The sequence below is a fragment of the Altererythrobacter sp. CAU 1778 genome (assembly GCF_054482795.1).
This window is the reverse complement of sequence record NZ_JBTLRP010000003.1, coordinates 259,711-276,682: the sequence shown is the minus strand read 5'-3', so window position 1 is coordinate 276,682 and position 16,972 is coordinate 259,711. Positions and strand designations below refer to the sequence as shown.

The 16,972-nt window shown below is 63.0% G+C and carries 18 protein-coding genes; 9 read left to right on the top strand and 9 right to left on the bottom strand.

From position 1 onward, the window contains the following. Nucleotides 1-80: 80 nt before the first annotated feature. Nucleotides 81-473, top strand: coding sequence for a BLUF domain-containing protein (locus tag ACXYN8_RS12865; protein WP_458889853.1), 393 nt, complete (start codon nucleotides 81-83; stop codon nucleotides 471-473). Here ACXYN8_RS12865 and ACXYN8_RS12860 read toward each other — a convergent pair. From ACXYN8_RS12860 to ACXYN8_RS12850, 3 genes are read right to left on the bottom strand one after another with little or no spacing between them, the layout of a single operon-like run. Continuing rightward, nucleotides 470-871 (bottom strand): nuclear transport factor 2 family protein, encoded by a 402-nt coding sequence (locus tag ACXYN8_RS12860; RefSeq protein WP_458889852.1) that lies wholly within the window; start codon nucleotides 869-871, stop codon nucleotides 470-472. The two genes, ACXYN8_RS12865 and ACXYN8_RS12860, sit on opposite strands and share 4 nt — an antisense overlap. Then, nucleotides 868-2,487 carry an FMN-binding glutamate synthase family protein gene (locus tag ACXYN8_RS12855; RefSeq protein WP_458889851.1) on the bottom strand — a complete coding sequence of 540 codons (1,620 nt, stop codon included), beginning with the start codon at nucleotides 2,485-2,487 and terminating at the stop codon, nucleotides 868-870. The genes ACXYN8_RS12860 and ACXYN8_RS12855 overlap by 4 nt, the downstream gene beginning before the upstream one ends. After that, nucleotides 2,484-3,182 carry a dienelactone hydrolase family protein gene (locus tag ACXYN8_RS12850; RefSeq protein ID WP_458889850.1) on the bottom strand — a complete coding sequence of 233 codons (699 nt, stop codon included), beginning with the start codon at nucleotides 3,180-3,182 and terminating at the stop codon, nucleotides 2,484-2,486. Before ACXYN8_RS12850 ends, ACXYN8_RS12855 begins: the two co-directional genes overlap by 4 nt. Nucleotides 3,183-3,284: 102 nt before the next feature. Between ACXYN8_RS12850 and ACXYN8_RS12845 the strand changes: the two genes are divergently transcribed. The 6 genes from ACXYN8_RS12845 to ACXYN8_RS12820 all read left to right on the top strand — a co-directional run bounded on the left by ACXYN8_RS12845 (nucleotide 3,285) and on the right by ACXYN8_RS12820 (nucleotide 9,197). After that, on the top strand, nucleotides 3,285-3,563 hold the full coding sequence (locus ACXYN8_RS12845; RefSeq protein WP_458889939.1) for a DUF6489 family protein: 279 nt from the start codon (nucleotides 3,285-3,287) through the stop codon (nucleotides 3,561-3,563). A gap of 18 nt (nucleotides 3,564-3,581) precedes the next feature. Then, entirely contained in the window at nucleotides 3,582-4,859 is a 1,278-nt protein-coding gene (mnmE, locus tag ACXYN8_RS12840; RefSeq protein WP_458889849.1) for a tRNA uridine-5-carboxymethylaminomethyl(34) synthesis GTPase MnmE, read from the top strand. Nucleotides 4,860-4,930: 71 nt separating this feature from the next. Further along, on the top strand, nucleotides 4,931-6,784 hold the full coding sequence (mnmG, locus tag ACXYN8_RS12835) for a tRNA uridine-5-carboxymethylaminomethyl(34) synthesis enzyme MnmG (RefSeq protein ID WP_458889848.1): 1,854 nt from the start codon (nucleotides 4,931-4,933) through the stop codon (nucleotides 6,782-6,784). Next, nucleotides 6,781-7,404 (top strand): 16S rRNA (guanine(527)-N(7))-methyltransferase RsmG, encoded by a 624-nt coding sequence (rsmG, locus tag ACXYN8_RS12830; protein WP_458889847.1) that lies wholly within the window; start codon nucleotides 6,781-6,783, stop codon nucleotides 7,402-7,404. The genes mnmG and rsmG overlap by 4 nt, the downstream gene beginning before the upstream one ends. Nucleotides 7,405-7,413: 9 nt before the next feature. Next, the gene (locus ACXYN8_RS12825; RefSeq protein WP_458889846.1) at nucleotides 7,414-8,202 is read left to right on the top strand and encodes a ParA family protein; all 789 of its coding nucleotides are present in this window, start codon (nucleotides 7,414-7,416) and stop codon (nucleotides 8,200-8,202) included. Next, nucleotides 8,199-9,197 carry a ParB/RepB/Spo0J family partition protein gene (locus ACXYN8_RS12820; protein ID WP_458889845.1) on the top strand — a complete coding sequence of 333 codons (999 nt, stop codon included), beginning with the start codon at nucleotides 8,199-8,201 and terminating at the stop codon, nucleotides 9,195-9,197. The genes ACXYN8_RS12825 and ACXYN8_RS12820 overlap by 4 nt, the downstream gene beginning before the upstream one ends. A gap of 6 nt (nucleotides 9,198-9,203) precedes the next feature. On the opposite strand, the gene ACXYN8_RS12815 is transcribed toward ACXYN8_RS12820, so the two are convergent. Next, nucleotides 9,204-9,971, bottom strand: coding sequence for a glycine zipper 2TM domain-containing protein (locus ACXYN8_RS12815; protein ID WP_458889844.1), 768 nt, complete (start codon nucleotides 9,969-9,971; stop codon nucleotides 9,204-9,206). 126 nt (nucleotides 9,972-10,097) lie between these two features. Beyond that, nucleotides 10,098-10,580 carry a GAF domain-containing protein gene (locus tag ACXYN8_RS12810; RefSeq protein WP_458889843.1) on the bottom strand — a complete coding sequence of 161 codons (483 nt, stop codon included), beginning with the start codon at nucleotides 10,578-10,580 and terminating at the stop codon, nucleotides 10,098-10,100. Between the two features lie 62 nt (nucleotides 10,581-10,642). Here ACXYN8_RS12810 and ACXYN8_RS12805 point away from each other — a divergent pair, with 62 nt between their 5' ends. Beyond that, nucleotides 10,643-12,118 (top strand): PQQ-dependent sugar dehydrogenase, encoded by a 1,476-nt coding sequence (locus ACXYN8_RS12805; RefSeq protein WP_458889842.1) that lies wholly within the window; start codon nucleotides 10,643-10,645, stop codon nucleotides 12,116-12,118. Between the two features lie 3 nt (nucleotides 12,119-12,121). Here ACXYN8_RS12805 and ACXYN8_RS12800 read toward each other — a convergent pair whose 3' ends face one another. Together ACXYN8_RS12800 and ACXYN8_RS12795 are read right to left on the bottom strand one after the other, a co-directional pair. Further along, a complete protein-coding gene (locus ACXYN8_RS12800; protein ID WP_458889841.1) occupies nucleotides 12,122-12,949 on the bottom strand; it encodes an ATP-binding protein in 828 nt (275 codons plus the stop codon). Beyond that, entirely contained in the window at nucleotides 12,946-14,721 is a 1,776-nt protein-coding gene (locus tag ACXYN8_RS12795; protein WP_458889840.1) for an acyl-CoA dehydrogenase, read from the bottom strand. Before ACXYN8_RS12795 ends, ACXYN8_RS12800 begins: the two co-directional genes overlap by 4 nt. A 14-nt stretch (nucleotides 14,722-14,735) precedes the next feature. On the opposite strand from ACXYN8_RS12795, the gene ACXYN8_RS12790 reads away from it, so the two are divergent. Continuing rightward, the gene (locus ACXYN8_RS12790; RefSeq protein ID WP_458889839.1) at nucleotides 14,736-15,674 is read left to right on the top strand and encodes an L-threonylcarbamoyladenylate synthase; all 939 of its coding nucleotides are present in this window, start codon (nucleotides 14,736-14,738) and stop codon (nucleotides 15,672-15,674) included. 2 nt (nucleotides 15,675-15,676) lie between these two features. On the opposite strand, the gene ACXYN8_RS12785 is transcribed toward ACXYN8_RS12790, so the two are convergent. Then, entirely contained in the window at nucleotides 15,677-16,012 is a 336-nt protein-coding gene (locus ACXYN8_RS12785) for a hypothetical protein (RefSeq protein ID WP_458889838.1), read from the bottom strand. A 68-nt stretch (nucleotides 16,013-16,080) separates the two neighbouring features. Next, nucleotides 16,081-16,845, bottom strand: a complete 765-nt coding sequence (locus ACXYN8_RS12780) for a head GIN domain-containing protein (RefSeq protein WP_458889837.1) — start codon at nucleotides 16,843-16,845, stop codon at nucleotides 16,081-16,083. Nucleotides 16,846-16,972: the final 127 nt, after the last annotated feature.

Sequence of the window (16,972 nt, the reverse complement as noted above, 5' to 3'; positions counted from 1 at the left end):
AGACCATTGACCGACGTGGGCGCCGCGCAGTATAAACTGACTTGGGGTTACAAACACTTAATCTAGGTTAGTATTCCGCGATGCGGCATTTCGTCTACATCAGCACTGCTGCCGCGGGCGTGGGTCCGGAGGATATCGCGCGGATCGTCGAAACTGCGCAGCGTAACAATCCGCCGCGCGGGATCACGGGCTTCCTGCTCTATAACGGGCGCAACTTCATGCAGCTGCTGGAAGGCGAGCAGGGTTCGCTCCAGTCGCTCATGCTCAGTCTGACGCGCGATACGCGCCATCACGGCATCGTGCGGATAGAAGACATCGCGATCGAGGAGCGGCTGTTTCAGGACTGGAACATGCCGCACCTCAGCATGTCCGGCGACCTGTCCGAAAAACGCAGGGAAATCGACGCCATGCTGCCAGATAACCTTGATCCGCAGGTGCGGCGCACGGTGCTGAACTTTACGGCGCTGAGCTAGCTCTTCTGCTGGCGGTCGAGCTGGGCGGCCATCATTTCCCAGACCTTGTTCACTGCTTTCAGCGGGCGAACCATAACCTTGAAATCGCAGATCATGCCGTCGTCGTCGAACCGGATCAGGTCGATCCCGTTGACGTGCACGCCCTCCATCTCGGTTTCAAATTCGAGCAGCGCCTCGTTCCCGTCCACCAGTTCGCGAACATAGCGAAAGCTGTCGTTGCCGAGGGTCTGCCCCGCCGCACTCAGATAGGCGGTGACGATGGCGCGCCCGTGTTGCGGCTTATGCACGACCGGCGAGTGAAAGACTGCGTCTTCGTGAATGAACGCCGCCAGTTCGCCCGGCTGGTTGCCGTTCTCGACCGCCTGATGCCAGTTCGCCAGCCCCTTGTGCGCGCTCATGCAACCTCCCTGAAACTCTCGGCCTGCGCCGCTGCCCAGGCACGCGCGTAATGCGTTGCGCCCGCGTCATCCAGCAGCTGCCCCTTTTCCAGGAAACCGTAGATATTGTCGATGGTATCGGAACGCGCGGAGTTCTGGCGTTCCGAGATATGGCACGGCGCGATTTCCCACGGTGAATCGAGCCCCATCGCCACCACCATTTCGCGCAGGGCGTGGAGCGTATGTCGCTGGAACCGGGTCACGCGCTCCGCCTTGGTCGGCACCACCAGCCCGCGCTGCCGCGTGGCATCCTGCGTCGCGATTCCCGTCGGGCAGCGGTCCGTGTGGCACTGCATTGATTGCACGCAGCCCAGCGCGAACATGAAGGCGCGCCCGGCATTGCACCAGTCCGCGCCCAAACCGAGGTTCATCGCCATGCCCGCGCCCGAATGCACCTTTCCGGCCGCGGCAACCTTGATTTCGTCCTTCAGGCCGGTCCCGACCAATGCGTTGCGGACGAGGATCAGCCCTTCGCGCAGCGGCATGCCCACACGGTTGGAAAACTCGACCGGTGCCGCCCCGGTGCCGCCTTCGGCGCCGTCGACCACGATGTAGTCGAGCCGGATGCCGGTTTGCAGCATTGCTTTCATCACGGCGAAGACTTCGTGCGGTTTGCCGACGCACAACTTGATCCCGACGGGCTTGCCGCCCGACAGATCGCGCAGCTTTGCCGCCCATTCGAGCATTCCGATCGGCGTACCGAACGCCGAATGCGCAGGGGGTGAGATCACGTCGCGCCCCGGCGGTACGCCGCGGGTCTCGGCGATTTCCTGGGTCACCTTGGGTCCGGGCAATACGCCGCCATGACCGGGCTTGGCACCTTGGCTCAGCTTGATCTCGATCATCTTCACCTGATCGATGGTGGCAAGATCGGCGAACTTGGCAGGATCGAACTTGCCGTCCTCCGTACGGCAGCTGAAATATCCGCTGCCGATTTCCCATACGAGATCACCGCCATGCGCCCTATGATAGCGCGAGAGGCCGCCCTCGCCCGTGTCATGGTAGAAATTGCCGGCTGCGGCGCCCTTGTTCAACGCCATGATCGCATTGGCAGAGAGCGAGCCGAAACTCATCGCGGAAATATTCAGCAGGGAAGCCGAATAGGGCCTGGTGCACTGGCTCGTCCCTACATCGACCCGCCATTCGAGTGGTATGTCCTCCTTCGGCGCGATCGAATGGGCGAGCCACTCGTATTCGTCGGAATAGACGTCCAGTTCCGTGCCGAAGGGGTGCGAATCGAGCTGGCCCTTGGCCCGCGCGTAGACCAGGCTGCGCTCGTCGTGATTGAATGGCCGCCCCTCCAGATCGCCCTCGACGATATAGGCCCGCGCGAACGGGCGCAGATCTTCCATCAACCAGCGGATCCGTGCGATCAGCGGATAATTCCGCCGCAGCGAATGCTTGCGCTGGAAGAAGTCCCATACCGCGATGGCCAGCAGCGGGAGAGTGACGATCAGCCCCCACCGCAACCATGATATGGCGAGGAACAGCACGCTTATCGCCAGCAGCGCCAGCGGGATGCCGAAACGGACAGCCAGCGCGGCCGAATCGCGCCACTTCGCGCGGTTGTGGATCATCCCAGGTGCTCGGCGAAGAATGCGGCTGTGCGGCTGTCCGCCAAGGTTGCCGCCTCTTCGTCACGACGCTTGCCGAATTCGGTGGCGAAGCCATGATCGAGCCCCTCGTAATCGTGCAGAGTGACCTTGGGATGGTCGTCTAGCCCCTCGTTCATGGCTTTCTGCGTGTCCTTGTCCACGAAGCCATCCTCTGTCGGGATATGCAGCATCAGCGGGTGCGCAATGGCGTGCTTCTCGCCCAGCAGACCGTCGATGCCAACCCCGTAATAGCCGACCGTCGCATCGACATCCGTGCGCGCGGCCGTCATGTAGGCGAGCCGCCCACCGAGACAGTAACCGACTGCGCCGACTTTCTCGACGCCTTCGCTGGAGCGTATGAACTTGATCGCCGCTTCGATGTCCTTGATGCCCATGTCCTGATCGAACTCGCCCATCAGCTCCAGGCCGCGTTGCATTTCCGGTTCGACATCCGGGTCCAGTTCGATGCCTGGCTCCAGCCGCCAAAACAGGTCAGGTGCCACTGCGAGATAGCCGTCTTCCGCCAGTCGGTCGCACTTGCGGCGGATGCCGGCATTCACGCCGAAAATTTCCTGAATCACCACGATCGCCGCCTTGGGCGTGTCGGCGGGCCGCGCCACATAAGCGCTGAAGCTGGCTTCGTTGGACAGTGTCGGGACAGTGACGGTCTCGCTCATGGGTGATAATTCTCCGTAGTCAAAAGGGCTGCGCCTGCGATAGCGCTTGCCCGCAGGCGATGGCAAACCCACATGGGTCACAGCGGTAACGGAGAAAACGCGATGAAGGTCCATGTCGAAATCGATTGCTCGCCCGAAGAAGCGCGCCGCTTCATGGGACTGCCCGATGTGCAGAAGGCGAACGAGATCTATGTCGACCAGTTCGCCAAGGCGATGAAGGGCGTATCCAGCGTCGATCAGTTGCAGGATTATGCCAAGCAACTCGCGCCGATGGGTCAGGTCGGCCTCAATCTTTTCAAGAGTTTCATGGAAGCGGGCGCCAATAGCATGGCCGCCAGCGCGGCTTCGGCGGACAAGAAGAGCGGCGACAAGGACGACTGACTGTCGCCTTTGCGACCGATGGACGGGACCGATACGATATTCGCACTGTCCAGCGGTGCGCCCCCGGCAGCTATCGGCATCGTTCGCCTGAGCGGTCCGCGTGCGATCGCTGCGGCGCAGGCATTGGCAGGCGCTGCCATCGAACCACGGCGCGCCAGTCTACGGACGCTGCGTGCCGCCAATGGCGAGGTTCTGGACGAAGCGCTTGTGCTGGTATTTCCAGGCCCGGCCTCACCCACGGGGGAGGATTGCGCGGAGCTGCATTGCCACGGGGGCCGCGCTGTTATTGCAGCGGTGACGGCCGAACTGGCTCGGCACGACGGGTTACGCCAGGCGCGGGAGGGCGAGTTCACCCGTCGTGCCTTCACCAATGGGCGGCTGGACCTCGCAGAAGCCGAGGGCCTGTCCGATCTCCTGTTCGCCGAAACGGAACTCCAGCGGCGAGCAGCTATGGCCAATTCCGGCGGTCAGCTTTCCCGCCAGATCGAAGCGCGCCGTTCGGATGTGCTGCGCCTATCAGCGCTGGTGGAAGCAGCGCTCGATTTTTCGGACGAGGATGACGTTGGCGACTTGCCACCCGCCTTCACAGAATCGCTGCAGGACGTCGTCGCGGACATTGATGCCGTCCTAGCGCTCCCAGCGGCGGAACGTCTGCGCGACGGCTTCCGCGTCGTCCTGGCGGGTCCGCCAAACGTGGGAAAGTCTTCACTTTTCAACGCAATACTTGCGGATGATGCGGCTATCGTCTCCCCGACCCCCGGGACGACTCGAGATTTGATCGAGCGCTCGGTCGCCATCGGAGGTGTGCCTTTCACCTTCGTAGACAGCGCGGGGATGCGCGGCGATGTGGCGGACGAAATAGAAGGAGAAGGCGTGCGCCGCTCAGGGGACGCGATCGCGAACGCCGACTGCGTGCTGTGGCTGGGCGATCCCGCCGCACGCCCTGACAATGCCTGGCTGGTCGCTTCGAAGATCGATCTTGGGGATTCGCACAGTCAGGCCGAGTATCGCGTATCGTCCGTAACGGGTGAGGGTATTGCTGAGTTGGTCGACGCCCTGCGCAATTTCGCTCGCCAGTCATTTTCGGGTGCATCGCGTGGTTCGGTCAACACACGACAACGGGGTCTGCTCGTAGAGGCCCGCATTTGTTTGAACGAGGCCGCGTCGTCCTCAGACTTGCTCATCACCGGTGAATATCTTCGCTCGGCCCGGTCCGCATTCGACCGGGTTGTCGGCCGAGCGAGCACGGAGGACATGCTCGATACCCTTTTCGGTGGCTTCTGCATCGGCAAGTAGGCGCCGCATGTTTCACGTGAAACACCGCGAACTCCTTGAACCAAACAGCGCCGCGGGATAAGCGGCGGTCCATGCAGGATTTCGACGTCATTATCGTCGGCGGTGGCCACGCCGGGTGCGAAGCTGCGGCTGCAGCCGCGCGGATGGGTGTGAAAGTTGCACTGGTGACGTTCGACCGCTCGGCAATCGGCGCAATGAGCTGCAACCCCGCAATCGGCGGTCTCGGAAAAGGCCATCTCGTTCGCGAGGTTGATGCCTTCGATGGTTTGATCGCAAGGGCTGCTGACGATGCTGCTATCCACTATAGAATGCTCAATCGGTCGAAGGGCAGTGCCGTTTGGGGTCCACGCGTGCAAGCTGACCGCAAGTTGTTCAAAGCATCGATCCAGCGCCAGATGGCAGCGTTTGCGAACCTTTCGATCGCTGAAGGCGAGGCGTCTGCTCTCGTCTTAACGGGCGGTCGCGTAAGCGGGTTGGATCTCGCGGATGATACGCGAATCATGGGTCCGCGCGTCGTACTTTGCACGGGCACGTTCCTCGGCGGGAAGTTGTTTCGGGGTGAGGAGCGACTTGATGGCGGGCGTATTGGAGAGAATGCCGCGCATCGCCTGGCTCTCCAGTTACGCGATGACGCTGCCCTCCCCATCCGCCGGCTCAAGACAGGTACGCCGCCACGGCTTGATGGGCGAAGCATCAACTGGGCCGCGCTGGAGGAACAGGCGTCCGACAGCGACAGCTGGACAATGTCGCCACTCACAGGGAAGCGCCGCAACACCCAGCTCTTTTGCGCAATTACGCGCACGACAGAGCGTAGCCATGATGTGATACGGGCCAATCTTCATCGTTCGCCGTTGTTTACGGGAGCGATTGACGCCTCGGGTCCGCGTTATTGTCCGTCGATCGAGGACAAGATCGACCGCTTCGGGGATCGCGATGGGCATCAGGTTTTCCTCGAACCGGAGGGGCTTGATACGCCGCTGGTCTATCCGAACGGAATCAGCACTTCGCTTCCTACGGATGTGCAGCACGACATGTTGCGGGCCATGCCGGGGTTGGAGCGTGTTACGATGGCCGTTCCTGGCTACGCCGTAGAATACGACCATATCGATCCCCGCGCTCTCGACCGCACGTTGCAGGTCCGCGATATTCCCGGCCTGTATTGCGCTGGCCAAATCAATGGTACGACCGGTTACGAAGAGGCGGCGGCGCAAGGACTCCTCGCTGGACTTTCCGCGGCGGCAGCGGTCACTGGAAGCGAAGGACCGGCAATCGACCGGGCGAACAGCTACATGGCGGTGATGGTCGACGATTTGACGTTACAAGGTGTGTCTGAGCCATACCGAATGCTCACAGCACGGGCCGAATACCGACTTCGTCTGCGCGCAAACAACGCAACGAGCAGGCTTACACCAATCGCGATTGCCACCGGTTGTGTCGGTGCGGAACGGGCCGATTGGTTCGAGGAGCGCGACGCAGAGAGAACGAGCTGGATGGACGCGCTTGATCGCGAGGCCAGTGCGGGTGAACTCCAAGCCGAGGGATTGGCAATTAAGGATGGACCAAAGGCGCGCCTATTCGATTGGCTGCGTTACGAGCAGATCACCATCGAAAAGCTGCGAGCACTCCTTCCCCCGGAACTCGACGCCACATCATCGATCGGTGCTGAAATCGCGGAAGACGCTTTCTACGCACCCCACTTGCAGAGACAGGACGCCGAATTGCGCGACCTTCGCGCCAGCGAAATGCTGCGGCTAGCGTCCGAATTCGATTATGCTTCTGTACCAGGCCTCTCGAACGAAATGATTGAACGTCTGACCAGCGCTCGGCCAGAGACCTTGGCCGCTGCTGGCCGCGTGCCGGGCGTCACACCGGCGGCGCTCGCTGCGTTGCTCGTCCATGCACGCCGTCGGTTGGCAGCCGCATGATGATTGATGACGAGCAAAGTGCTGCTGCTTGGGTCGAGGAACACTTCGGTGTGCCAGCCGTACAAAAATTTGAGCAATTGCGGGACCTTCTAGAAGCCGAAAATCGTGACCAAAATTTGGTCGCCGCTGCGACCTTGTCGTCATTATGGCGGCGCCATTTCGTCGATAGTCTCCAACTGCTTTCTCATGTTTCACGTGAAACATCGCAAACTTGGCTCGATTTGGGGTCCGGGGCTGGCTTCCCTGGCTTGGCGGTTGCAATCGCACGCCCGGATATCACAGTCACCATGATCGAACCCCGCAGGCTCCGTTGCGAGTGGCTGGAGAGAGCGTCATCGGCTTTGGAATTGCCTAATACTTACGTTATTTGTGCAAAAGCGCAATCTGTCGCTCCGTTTCCTGCTACCGTCATCTCCGCACGAGCGTTGGCCGCTCTTCCTAAGATTATTGCTATGGCTCGCCCGTTTTCCACACCGGATACGATCTGGGTTTTGCCCAAGGGTCGCAAAGCGGAGCAGGAAGTGGCAGAATTGCCGAAGAAGCTACGCTCCATGTTTCACGTGGAACAGTCGATAACCGATCCGGATGCCGGAATCGTTGTCGGTAACCTTTACCGTTAGGACGGGCACATGATCACCATTGCAGTCGCGAACCAGAAGGGTGGAGTCGGAAAAACGACAACTGCCATCAATCTCGCCACCGCGATGGCGGCAACTGGCTGGAAGACCTTGCTTGTCGATCTCGACCCGCAAGGGAATGCCTCGACCGGTTTCGGTATCGACAAAAACGACCGCGAACGATCAACCTACGACGTGCTGGTCGACAACGCCTCGCTCGACAGTTGCAAGGTTCCGACGGACATCCCGCAGCTCGACATCGTTCCGGCGACCGTCGATCTCTCGGGCGCTGAAATCGAGCTTGTTTCGGTCGAGGAGCGCAGCCAGCGCCTGCGTCTTGCCCTTGAGAACCATGAGGGTCATGATGTTTGCCTGATCGATTGCCCGCCGTCGCTTGGCCTGCTTACGCTGAACGCCCTCTCGGCTGCCGATACGTTGCTGGTGCCTTTGCAGTGCGAGTTTTTCGCGCTCGAGGGGCTGAGTCAGTTGCTGAATACGGTCGAGCAGGTGCAGCAGCGTTTCAATCCCGACCTCGGCATCATCGGCATCGTGCTGACCATGTTCGACCGTCGGAACCGTCTGACCGACCAGGTCGCCGACGATGTGCGCGATTGCCTGGGCCAGCTGGTTTTCGACAGCGTCATCCCCCGCAACGTTCGCCTGTCGGAAGCGCCGAGCCACGGGATGCCGGCGCTGGTCTACGATCACAATTGCGCCGGAAGTCGCGCCTATATTGCGCTCGCGCGCGAGCTGATCACGCGCCTCCCCCCCGAAATTACCGCCCGAAGGAACGCCGCATGAGCGAGGAAGCCAAAACCAGCGAAGCGGCCAAGATCGAAAAGGCGCCCCCCCGCAGGAAGCTCGGTCGCGGCCTCGGGGCACTGCTCGGAGAAACACAGCGCGAAGAGCCGCTCGCAAGGAGCCATGGGCGTGAAACCGAGCTGGATCCCGCGGTCACTTTGGCGAAGTCCGGCACCGGCGGTGAGAAGACGACCGGTGACAGTGTTTCCCGCCTTTCGATTGCCGAAATTTCTCCGAATCCCGATCAGCCGCGCACGCACTTCGACGAAGATGCGCTGGTGGAACTCGCGGCGTCAATTGCTGCGCGCGGCGTCATCCAGCCCGTCATTGTCCGCCCGATGGCGGACGGGCGCTATCAGATTGTTGCGGGTGAGCGGCGTTGGCGCGCCGCTCAGAAAGCACAACTTCATGAAATTCCAGCCATTGTTCGTGATCTCGACACGCGCGAGGTGATGGCAATCGCGCTGATCGAGAACATTCAGCGCGAAGATCTGAATCCCGTGGAAGAGGCTCGTGCTTATCAGGCGCTGGCCGAGGTCGAAGAACTCACCCAGGCGGAAATCGCAAAGCTGGTCGACAAGTCGCGCAGCCACGTCGCGAACATGCAGCGCCTGCTTGGACTGCCCGAGGCGGTGCTCGATCATGTTGCGGCCGGTAAGCTGTCGATGGGCCACGCCCGCGCCTTGATCGGGCAAGAGGACGCGGTGGAACTGGCGGAACAGGCGGTGGCGAAGAACCTTTCGGTGCGCGACGTCGAAAAGCTCGTCCGCCGCGCGAAGAAAGGCGACGCTCCGCCCGCAACCCCGCCCCGTCCGCGCGATGCGACCAAGGATGCCGACATTGCCGCGGTGCAGAGCCACCTCGAGGATTTCCTCGGCATGGCGGTGCGGATCAACGCCGATGCGGACCCGCGCTCCGGCGCGCTGACAATCCGCTATCGCACGCTCGACCAGTTGGACCTGATTTGCCAGCGCCTCACCGGCGGAGCGATCTGATCTAGCTTACTTGCCTTTGACGTATTTCGTTGCGGGCGCGCTCTTCACGTAGCGTTGCGCCTTCACCGACTTGGAGACAGTTCGTTTCGCCGGAGGCGAAATGCTGCGCTGGGCGACCGGAACGTCCTCCCATATCTCCTCGGTGGTAACGATGGTCCGGCACTCGCTGTTGTGCTGGTGCCCCATCTGCATCGGCACCATCATCACCGGGGCCGCATAGCCGTATCCATGGCCATAACCTCCGCGATAGCTTGCCTCGTGCTGCGCGAGGTAGGATTCGCAATAGTCGTAGCCATCGCTCTCGTAATACCCGTCGCGCTGACTTTCGGAGGCCACCGCTGCGCCTGCAGCGGCGCCGACAGCCGCGCCGACGACTGTCCCAACCGTGCGGTTGCCACGCCCGGCGATTCGGTTTCCGGCGATTCCGCCGATCGCACCGCCAACAAGTGCGCCGCCCACCCCGCGCCTGCCGTCACGGCGTCCGCCAAAACTCTGATCGTAGCGACGGCGACATTCGGCGAGCCAGGCGTCACGCTCAGTCCCGCGACTGCCGTACGCATCCGCGTCACCATGATAGGTACCGCGCCACTCGCCTTCGTAGTGGTCGCCATCCTGCCATACACCGACCCATTCACCGTCGTATGGTCCATCGCCATGCCCTTCATAGGCTGGCTCCGCAGGATGATCGGGATGAGCCGCAGCTGCCATCGGTGTCGTGAAAAGCGCCGCACCCGCAAGCAATACTGTCGGGCGGCGAAGCGATGGAAGGGTCATGGGTTAGCTCGCGTTAGTTACCGTTAACGCCGAATTAGCCATGAGTTGGGCAGCAATGCCAGAGCGGAAAGCTCTGCCTCGCGGCCCCGTCCCGAAACGGGAAGCCGGCAATGCTCGATAGATCGCTCAGATACGGGCAGCGAGGATGGACGCGAGAGCCTCAATCCCTGCGGCATCTTCGCTCTCGAACCGCGCGAGGCTCGGACTGTCGCAGTCGATCACTGCAATGACCTCGCCATCGCGAATGATTGGCACGACGAGTTCGGATTGCGTGTCGCCATCGCACGCGATGTGGCCGGGAAAGGCATGGACGTCCGGCACAAGTTGGGTCGCACCGCTCTTTGCTGCCGCGCCGCATACGCCCTGCCCGACGGGGATGCGAATGCAGGCGGGTTTACCCACGAACGGCCCGAGCACCAGTTCCCCGTCGACCATGCGGTAGAAGCCCGTCCAATTGAGATCGGGCAGGAATTGCCACAGCAGCGCCGCGACATTCGCCATGTTGGCAACTCCATCCGGCTCGCCTTCCGTCAGTGCAGCGGCGGCATCGGTGAGCTGGCGGTACAGCTCGGGCTTGGGAAGGGTCTCGTCAGGGCGGAAATCGAACATGGCCCGCCCTCTAGCTCACCCGCCGCTTGTCTGCCAGCGCCGCGAGGCATAGGAAGCGAGGCATGAGCAAACGTCGCAAGATCCTCATCGGATTCCTCGCCCTTATCGTCATCATTGCCGGAGTGGTCTTCTGGATTACCCGCGGCGACACGGCCGAACTGGCAGTGGACGAGGTGGCGGGCACCGATCCCACGCTGACCCAGCCGCGCAGCGAGACGATCCCGACGGTCAATATTGCCGAGCCGGTGGGCTGGGCCGACGGTGAGGCGCCGCTGGCGGCTGACGGTCTCGAAGTAACGCGCTTTGCCGAAGGTCTCGATCACCCGCGCATCGTCTACACAATGCCCAATGGCGACGTGCTGGTGACGCTGACGAACCGCCCGGCGAGCGAGGGCGACGGCGGTATCGTCGACATGATCATGGGATGGCTTTTCGCCAAGGCCGGCGCGGGCGACCCGTCCCCCAACAAGCTGGTGCTGCTGCGCGATGCCGATGGGGATGGCCGTGCCGAAGTGAACCGCGTGCTGCGCGACGATCTCGATTCGCCCAGCGGCATCGCCTGGCGCGATGGAACGCTGTACATCGCGGAACACGATGCCTTGGTATCGTTCGCGTATGAAGAAGGCGCCGATACGCTGGAAGGCGAACCGACCAAGCTGATGGACCTTGCGCCGGGCGGCAATCACTGGATGCGGAACATCGCGATCGATCCGTCTGGTGAGGCGATTTACGTGGCGGTCGGTTCCGCCTCCAACATCGCCGAGAAGGGACTGGCGCTAGAAGAAGGGCGCGCGATGATCTGGGAATACGATCTCGCCTCCAAGCGGCAGAGCCCTTTCGCCACCGGTCTGCGCAATCCCAACGGCCTCGCCTTCAACCCGCAGACCGACGAATTGTGGACGACGGTGAACGAGCGCGACATGCTCGGTTCCGACCTCGTCCCCGACTATCTCACCAACGTGCCGATCGGCGCACAATACGGCTGGCCGTGGGTCTACTGGGGCGACAATGTCGATATGCGGGTGGACCCCGGCGAAAGCCCGATGCCGCGCTATTTGGTCGAATACACGCGCAAGCCCGAATACGCGCTGGGGCCGCACGTCGCAGCGCTGGGTCTGGCCTTCGCCCGGGAAGGCAATCGCATGGGCGCGCAATATGGCAGCGGTGCTTTCATCGCGCGGCACGGTTCGTGGAACCGCAAGCCTGCCTCAGGCTACGACGTGGTCTTCGTGCCGTTCGACAATCGCGGCAATCCGGTAGAGGGTTCGACGCCCGTGCCCATTCTGACGGGCTTCCTGACCGGTGCCGGGACCACGCGAGGGCGCCCGACCTGGGTGAGCTTCGCCAATGATGGCGCCTTGCTGGTGAGCGACGATACGGCCGGGATCATCTGGCGCGTGATCGCGCCGGGTGCCGAAGCTGCGCCGCGGATGGAGCGCGAAAGCTATCAATCGCTACCGCCGCGTCGCGAATTGCGCGGCGATCCTACGGCGGCGTTCGAGGAAGACTACGCGCGCGAAGTCAACGCCACCGACTAAGCGTCAGAGCGCCTTTCCGGCCCGGCCTGCGAGTTCGACGATATAGTGCCAGGCCACGCGACCTGAGCGCGCACCGCGCCGCTTGGCCCATTGCAACGCATCCTCAGGTGCGTAGGCGAGGCCGTGGCGCGCTGCATAGCCTTCCACGATTGCGAGATAGGTCGGCTGGTCGCAATTGTGGAATCCCAGCGAGAGACCGAAGCGGTCGGCGAGCGCAAGCTGGTCGTCCACAACGTCGCGGGGATTCACGGGATCGTCCTGTTCCGCCATGTGACGCTCGACGATGGCGCGCCGGTTGGATGTGACGGCAATGCGCGTGTTGGCAGGCCGCGCCGCGACCCCGCCGTCCAGCACGCTGCGAAGGCGCCGGGGTGCAGCATCCTCGCCAGCACCGAAGCCGAGATCGTCGATGAAGACGATGAAACTGCGCTCCACCTCCCCGAGTTGCGCGAACAGGCTGGGCAGACTGTCGAGATGGTCGCTGGCCAGCTGGATCAGCGCAATATCTCCAACACGGCGCATCTGAGCGTCTCTCACCGCCGCACGCAGGAGGGCCGACTTGCCCATCCCCCGAGCACCCCACAGCAGCATGTCGTGGGCTGCATGGCCCTGCGCGTGACGGGTGACATTGCTCGTAACAGCGGACTTGGCCTGCTCGATCCCGGCCAGAAGGTCGAGTTCCGGCGCCTCGATGGCCGCAACCGGTTCTCCGGTCTCGCCGTTCCAGCGGTAGGCTGGCGCATCCGTCCAGTCGGTCGCTGCGCCTTGTTCCGGCGCAAGGCGGCGAAGCGCCTCTGCGATATCGCGCAGCGCCTTCGCTTTGTCGCTCATCCCGCGAGTTCTTCGCTCGAAAGGGCGTAGAGGAGATCGGAGCCGCCTTTCGCCGCCTCGGCCAAGCCGAGCGCCTCAGGAACGATGTGCGTGCAGAAGTAACGCGTGGTGACCGGTTTGGTCTTCGCCAGCGCCGGAGCTGCGCCGGCGTCGACCGCCCTTGCCTGTCGGACTAGCTGCCAGCCAGCGACCGCCACGGCCACCATGGTGCAGAAGGGCACGCTTCCCGCCAGCTTGTCGTCGAGGCTCGCTTCGGTCACCATCCATGCGCCGATCGCCGCGCAGCTGTTCGCCAGTTCGACGAGTTGCGGATATTCTGCTGCCTCCCCTGCGATTTCATCCATCAACCGGGCGAAGGCGGCGCCCTGCTCGAAGCCGAGCTTGCGCGTAACGAGGTCGGCGGCCTGAATGCCATTCGTTCCTTCGTAGATCGGCGCTATGCGCGCGTCGCGATAGTGCTGTGCTGCGCCGGTTTCCTCGACGAAGCCCATGCCGCCGTGCACCTGCACACCGAGGCTGGCGACTTCGACGCCGATGTCTGTTCCCCAGGCCTTTATCAGCGGAACGCAGATTTCCGCCCGCTGCTGCGCTGCCTCGTCACCGAGTTGTCCGCGATCGACCAGACCTGCGGTGTAGTAGAGCAAGGCGCGGGCAGCTTCGGTCAGCGCGCGCATCCGCAACAGCATTCGGCGCACGTCGGGATGTTCTACGATCGCCACCGGCGTGCGATCCGCCGCACCGGCGCGCGCCGACTGCACGCGGTCGCGGGCATAGGCCATAGCCTGCTGGGTCGCGCGTTCCGCGATATGCACGCCCTGGTTGCCGACGTTGACGCGCGCAGAGTTCATCATCGTGAACATGGCCGCCAAACCGCGGTTCTCTGCCCCGACCAGTTCGCCCACGCATTCGTCATTGTCGCCATAGCTCATCACGCAGGTGGGCGAGGCGTTGATGCCAAGCTTGTGTTCGAGGCTGACGCAACGCAGGTCGTTATGCGCGCCCAGCGTCCCGTCGTCCTTCAGGTGATACTTCGGCACGACGAACAGCGAGATCCCGCGAGAGCCCTCGGGCGCCCCCGGAGTGCGCGCGAGGACGAGGTGAATGATGTTCTGCGCCAGCTGGTGCTCGCCCCAGGTGATGTAAATCTTCTGACCCTTGATCGACCACTTCCCCGCGTGCGCGCCTTCCGTGATCGGCGTGGCGGTGGTGCGCAGGGCACCGACGTCGCTGCCTGCCTGCGGCTCGGTCAGGTTCATGGTTCCGGACCACTTGCCGCTCACCAGATCGGGCAGGTAGCGCGCCTTCTGCTCCGCCGAACCGTGGTGATTTATCGCCTCGATCGATCCGACGGAGAGTATGGGTAACAAAGTGAACGCCATGTTCGCCGCGCCCAGATTTTCGAGCACGTTACACGACATGGTCCAGGGCATCCCCTGCCCGCCATATTCGGTCGGCCCGGAAATCGCGTTCCAGCCCTGCTCGACGTAATGAGCATAAGCCTCGGCAAAGCCATCGGGCAGGCGGACGACGCCATTCTCCAGCTTGGCGCCTTCCAGGTCGCCCGCGCGATTGAGCGGCGCGAATTCTCCGGCGGCGAACTGGCCAATCCCCTCGACGATGGCGGCTACCATGTCGCTGTCGGCCGAAGCGAAGCGTTCGTGCCCGGCCAGCTCCTCCATCCCCGCGTTCACTCCGATGGCCAGCAGCTGGTCGTCGATGGGCGGGGTGTAGGGCGTCATGTGCTTTTCCTTGGCTTTTGCGAGGGTCTGCATATAGCCCCCGCCCCATGGCGGACAAGCGCGCTACGGAAATGCTGGCAGGCGATGCAGGCGGACTGGCGCGTGCGGAGGCGATTCTGAGTCGCGGTGGCCTGGTCGCAGTCCCGACGGAGACAGTGTACGGCCTTGCCGCCCGCGCAGATGACAGCGCTGCCGTGGCCGGGATCTACGCTGCCAAGGGCCGACCGGACTTCAATCCGCTCATCGTCCATGTTGCAGGGCAGGAGCAGGCCGAGCGGTACGCCCACGTCGAAAGTCGCGCCGCGCGACTTTTGGACACTTTCTGGCCGGGGCCGCTGACGCTGGTTCTGCCGAGGCGAGAGGACGCGCAACTTGCACCGGCTGTCAGTGCCGCCCTGCCCACCATTGCCTTGCGCGCGCCGGCTCATCCGCTGATGCGGGCGCTGCTGGAACGCTGCGACTTCCCCCTCGCCGCGCCTTCCGCCAATCGCAGCGGGTTCATCAGCCCGACGACGCCGGAGCACGTTCTCTCCTCGCTCGACGGGCGGATCGATGCGGTGATCGATGGTGGTGCGTGTCGCCAAGGGTTGGAATCGACCATCGTCGCGCTTCGAGACAATGGATGGAGCCTGCTTCGCCCCGGCCCCATCGCCATGGGGGATCTCGTCAGGTTGCTGGGGGAGCCTGTGGAAGCGAGGGCAGGCATAGAGGCGCCCGGCCAGCTTGCCAGCCATTACGCACCGGGAAAGCCCGTTCGGCTCGACGCTCGCACGGCGCAAGACGGTGAGTATCTCATCGGTTTCGGGGAAGTTGCCGGCGATTGCACCTTGTCGCCGGACGGCGACCTCGGCGAAGCCGCCGCGCGGCTCTATGACTGTCTCCACAGCGCTGCGCGCGCACCGCAACCGCGCATTGCGGTCGCTCCGGTTCCGGAGAAAGGCGTCGGTGTGGCTATCAACGACCGCCTGCGCCGGGCTGCGGCCTGAGGTTATTCCGGCTCGCGCAGCGGCAGCGTCTGGCGCACTGCCTCGATCTCGCGACCGACCTCTGTGCGTTGCTCGCAGGCATCACGGTCGCCTTCGCGGCAATCCTCGTCGAGCTTCCAGTACTTGCGTTCCAGCTTGCCGAGCTTTTCTTCGCGCTTACGAAGTTCGCGGCCGCGATTCTCATCGGCTTCGGACTGGCTGGTGGTGGCGAGGTCGACAGCCTTGCCCGCGACCTTCACCGGGGCAGTGACGATATCGGCAGCCGTGCTGACGAGACAGCCCGACAGGGCGAAGCTCATCGCGCAGGCGAGCGGAGCGGCTAGGGAAAAGCGGGCCATGGATACCTCCTGACCCGCTTTTCAGCAGCTTGCAATGATCCGGCGATGAACCGCCCGCAGGTTGCGCCTTAGTCTTCCTTCGTCTCGACCGTCTTGCAGATCAGCTTGCCCGAACCCATCGAGGATACTTCGCAGGTGGCATCGCCCGTCACGCGGACGGTGCCCGATCCCATGATCGTCGCCTTGACCGTCCCGTCGCTGGCGAACCCGGCGTCTCCGGAACCCATGACGGAGACCTCTGCCCCGTCGACCTTGAGGTCGGCCATGTCAGCGGATCCGCTGCCGGCAACGGTCAGGTCGAGCTTCTTCGCCCGCCCGGCAGCTTTGTAACCGCCTGACCCAGCGATGGTGACATCGAGTTCATCGGCATCGACGCCCATCGTTTCGACGGAGCCCGATCCCGCGATCGTGACCGAGGAATCACCGCGCAGCCCTTCGGACCGCAGAGTTCCGCTGCCTGCCAGCACGACTTCACGCAGCGCCGGGATGGTCACGCGAACGACGCTCTTTTCGCTATCGTTCCACTTGCCCTTCACGCGAATGATGCCGAGCGTGTCCTGGTCGAGCGTGAAGCGCATCCTGTCTGTCGCGATTTCAGAGCCTTCGACCACGACCGTCAATTGGTCGCCTCTGCTGACTTCCACCCTGTCGGACGATGCGAGCACTATGCCGCTAGGTGTTGCGCTGGCGAAATCGAGTTCGGACAGCGGAACGCCCTCGTCATCGTTGATCGAGATATTGCTGTTACAACCTGCCAGCGCGCCTGCAGCGGCGAGACCGGCGACGGGAAGCAAGGCCTTGGCCAGCGCGGGAATGAAGCGGAACGGCTGCATGATGATCTCCTCCGTGTGTGTTGGAGATGTAATACAGCGCCACGCTGTCCGCAAGCGAGGTTCGTCGAGCGCCATCACGCGCTCGTCGATGGTGGTCAGAATCGTCCTCTTCGAAACGAAAAAGGGG

Coding starts and splice junctions, on each gene's coding strand:
- rsmG (WP_458889847.1), top strand. CDS start 6,781: ATGATGATTGATGACGAGCAAAGTGCTGCTGCTTGGGTCGAGGAACAC.
- mnmG (WP_458889848.1), top strand. CDS start 4,931: ATGCAGGATTTCGACGTCATTATCGTCGGCGGTGGCCACGCCGGGTGC.
- ACXYN8_RS12785 (WP_458889838.1), bottom strand. CDS start 16,012: ATGGCCCGCTTTTCCCTAGCCGCTCCGCTCGCCTGCGCGATGAGCTTC.
- ACXYN8_RS12795 (WP_458889840.1), bottom strand. CDS start 14,721: ATGCAGACCCTCGCAAAAGCCAAGGAAAAGCACATGACGCCCTACACC.
- ACXYN8_RS12805 (WP_458889842.1), top strand. CDS start 10,643: ATGAGCAAACGTCGCAAGATCCTCATCGGATTCCTCGCCCTTATCGTC.
- ACXYN8_RS12780 (WP_458889837.1), bottom strand. CDS start 16,845: ATGCAGCCGTTCCGCTTCATTCCCGCGCTGGCCAAGGCCTTGCTTCCC.
- ACXYN8_RS12790 (WP_458889839.1), top strand. CDS start 14,736: ATGGCGGACAAGCGCGCTACGGAAATGCTGGCAGGCGATGCAGGCGGA.
- ACXYN8_RS12815 (WP_458889844.1), bottom strand. CDS start 9,971: ATGACCCTTCCATCGCTTCGCCGCCCGACAGTATTGCTTGCGGGTGCG.
- mnmE (WP_458889849.1), top strand. CDS start 3,582: ATGGACGGGACCGATACGATATTCGCACTGTCCAGCGGTGCGCCCCCG.
- ACXYN8_RS12800 (WP_458889841.1), bottom strand. CDS start 12,949: ATGAGCGACAAAGCGAAGGCGCTGCGCGATATCGCAGAGGCGCTTCGC.
- ACXYN8_RS12855 (WP_458889851.1), bottom strand. CDS start 2,487: ATGATCCACAACCGCGCGAAGTGGCGCGATTCGGCCGCGCTGGCTGTC.
- ACXYN8_RS12845 (WP_458889939.1), top strand. CDS start 3,285: ATGAAGGTCCATGTCGAAATCGATTGCTCGCCCGAAGAAGCGCGCCGC.
- ACXYN8_RS12810 (WP_458889843.1), bottom strand. CDS start 10,580: ATGTTCGATTTCCGCCCTGACGAGACCCTTCCCAAGCCCGAGCTGTAC.
- ACXYN8_RS12865 (WP_458889853.1), top strand. CDS start 81: ATGCGGCATTTCGTCTACATCAGCACTGCTGCCGCGGGCGTGGGTCCG.
- ACXYN8_RS12850 (WP_458889850.1), bottom strand. CDS start 3,182: ATGAGCGAGACCGTCACTGTCCCGACACTGTCCAACGAAGCCAGCTTC.
- ACXYN8_RS12820 (WP_458889845.1), top strand. CDS start 8,199: ATGAGCGAGGAAGCCAAAACCAGCGAAGCGGCCAAGATCGAAAAGGCG.
- ACXYN8_RS12825 (WP_458889846.1), top strand. CDS start 7,414: ATGATCACCATTGCAGTCGCGAACCAGAAGGGTGGAGTCGGAAAAACG.
- ACXYN8_RS12860 (WP_458889852.1), bottom strand. CDS start 871: ATGAGCGCGCACAAGGGGCTGGCGAACTGGCATCAGGCGGTCGAGAAC.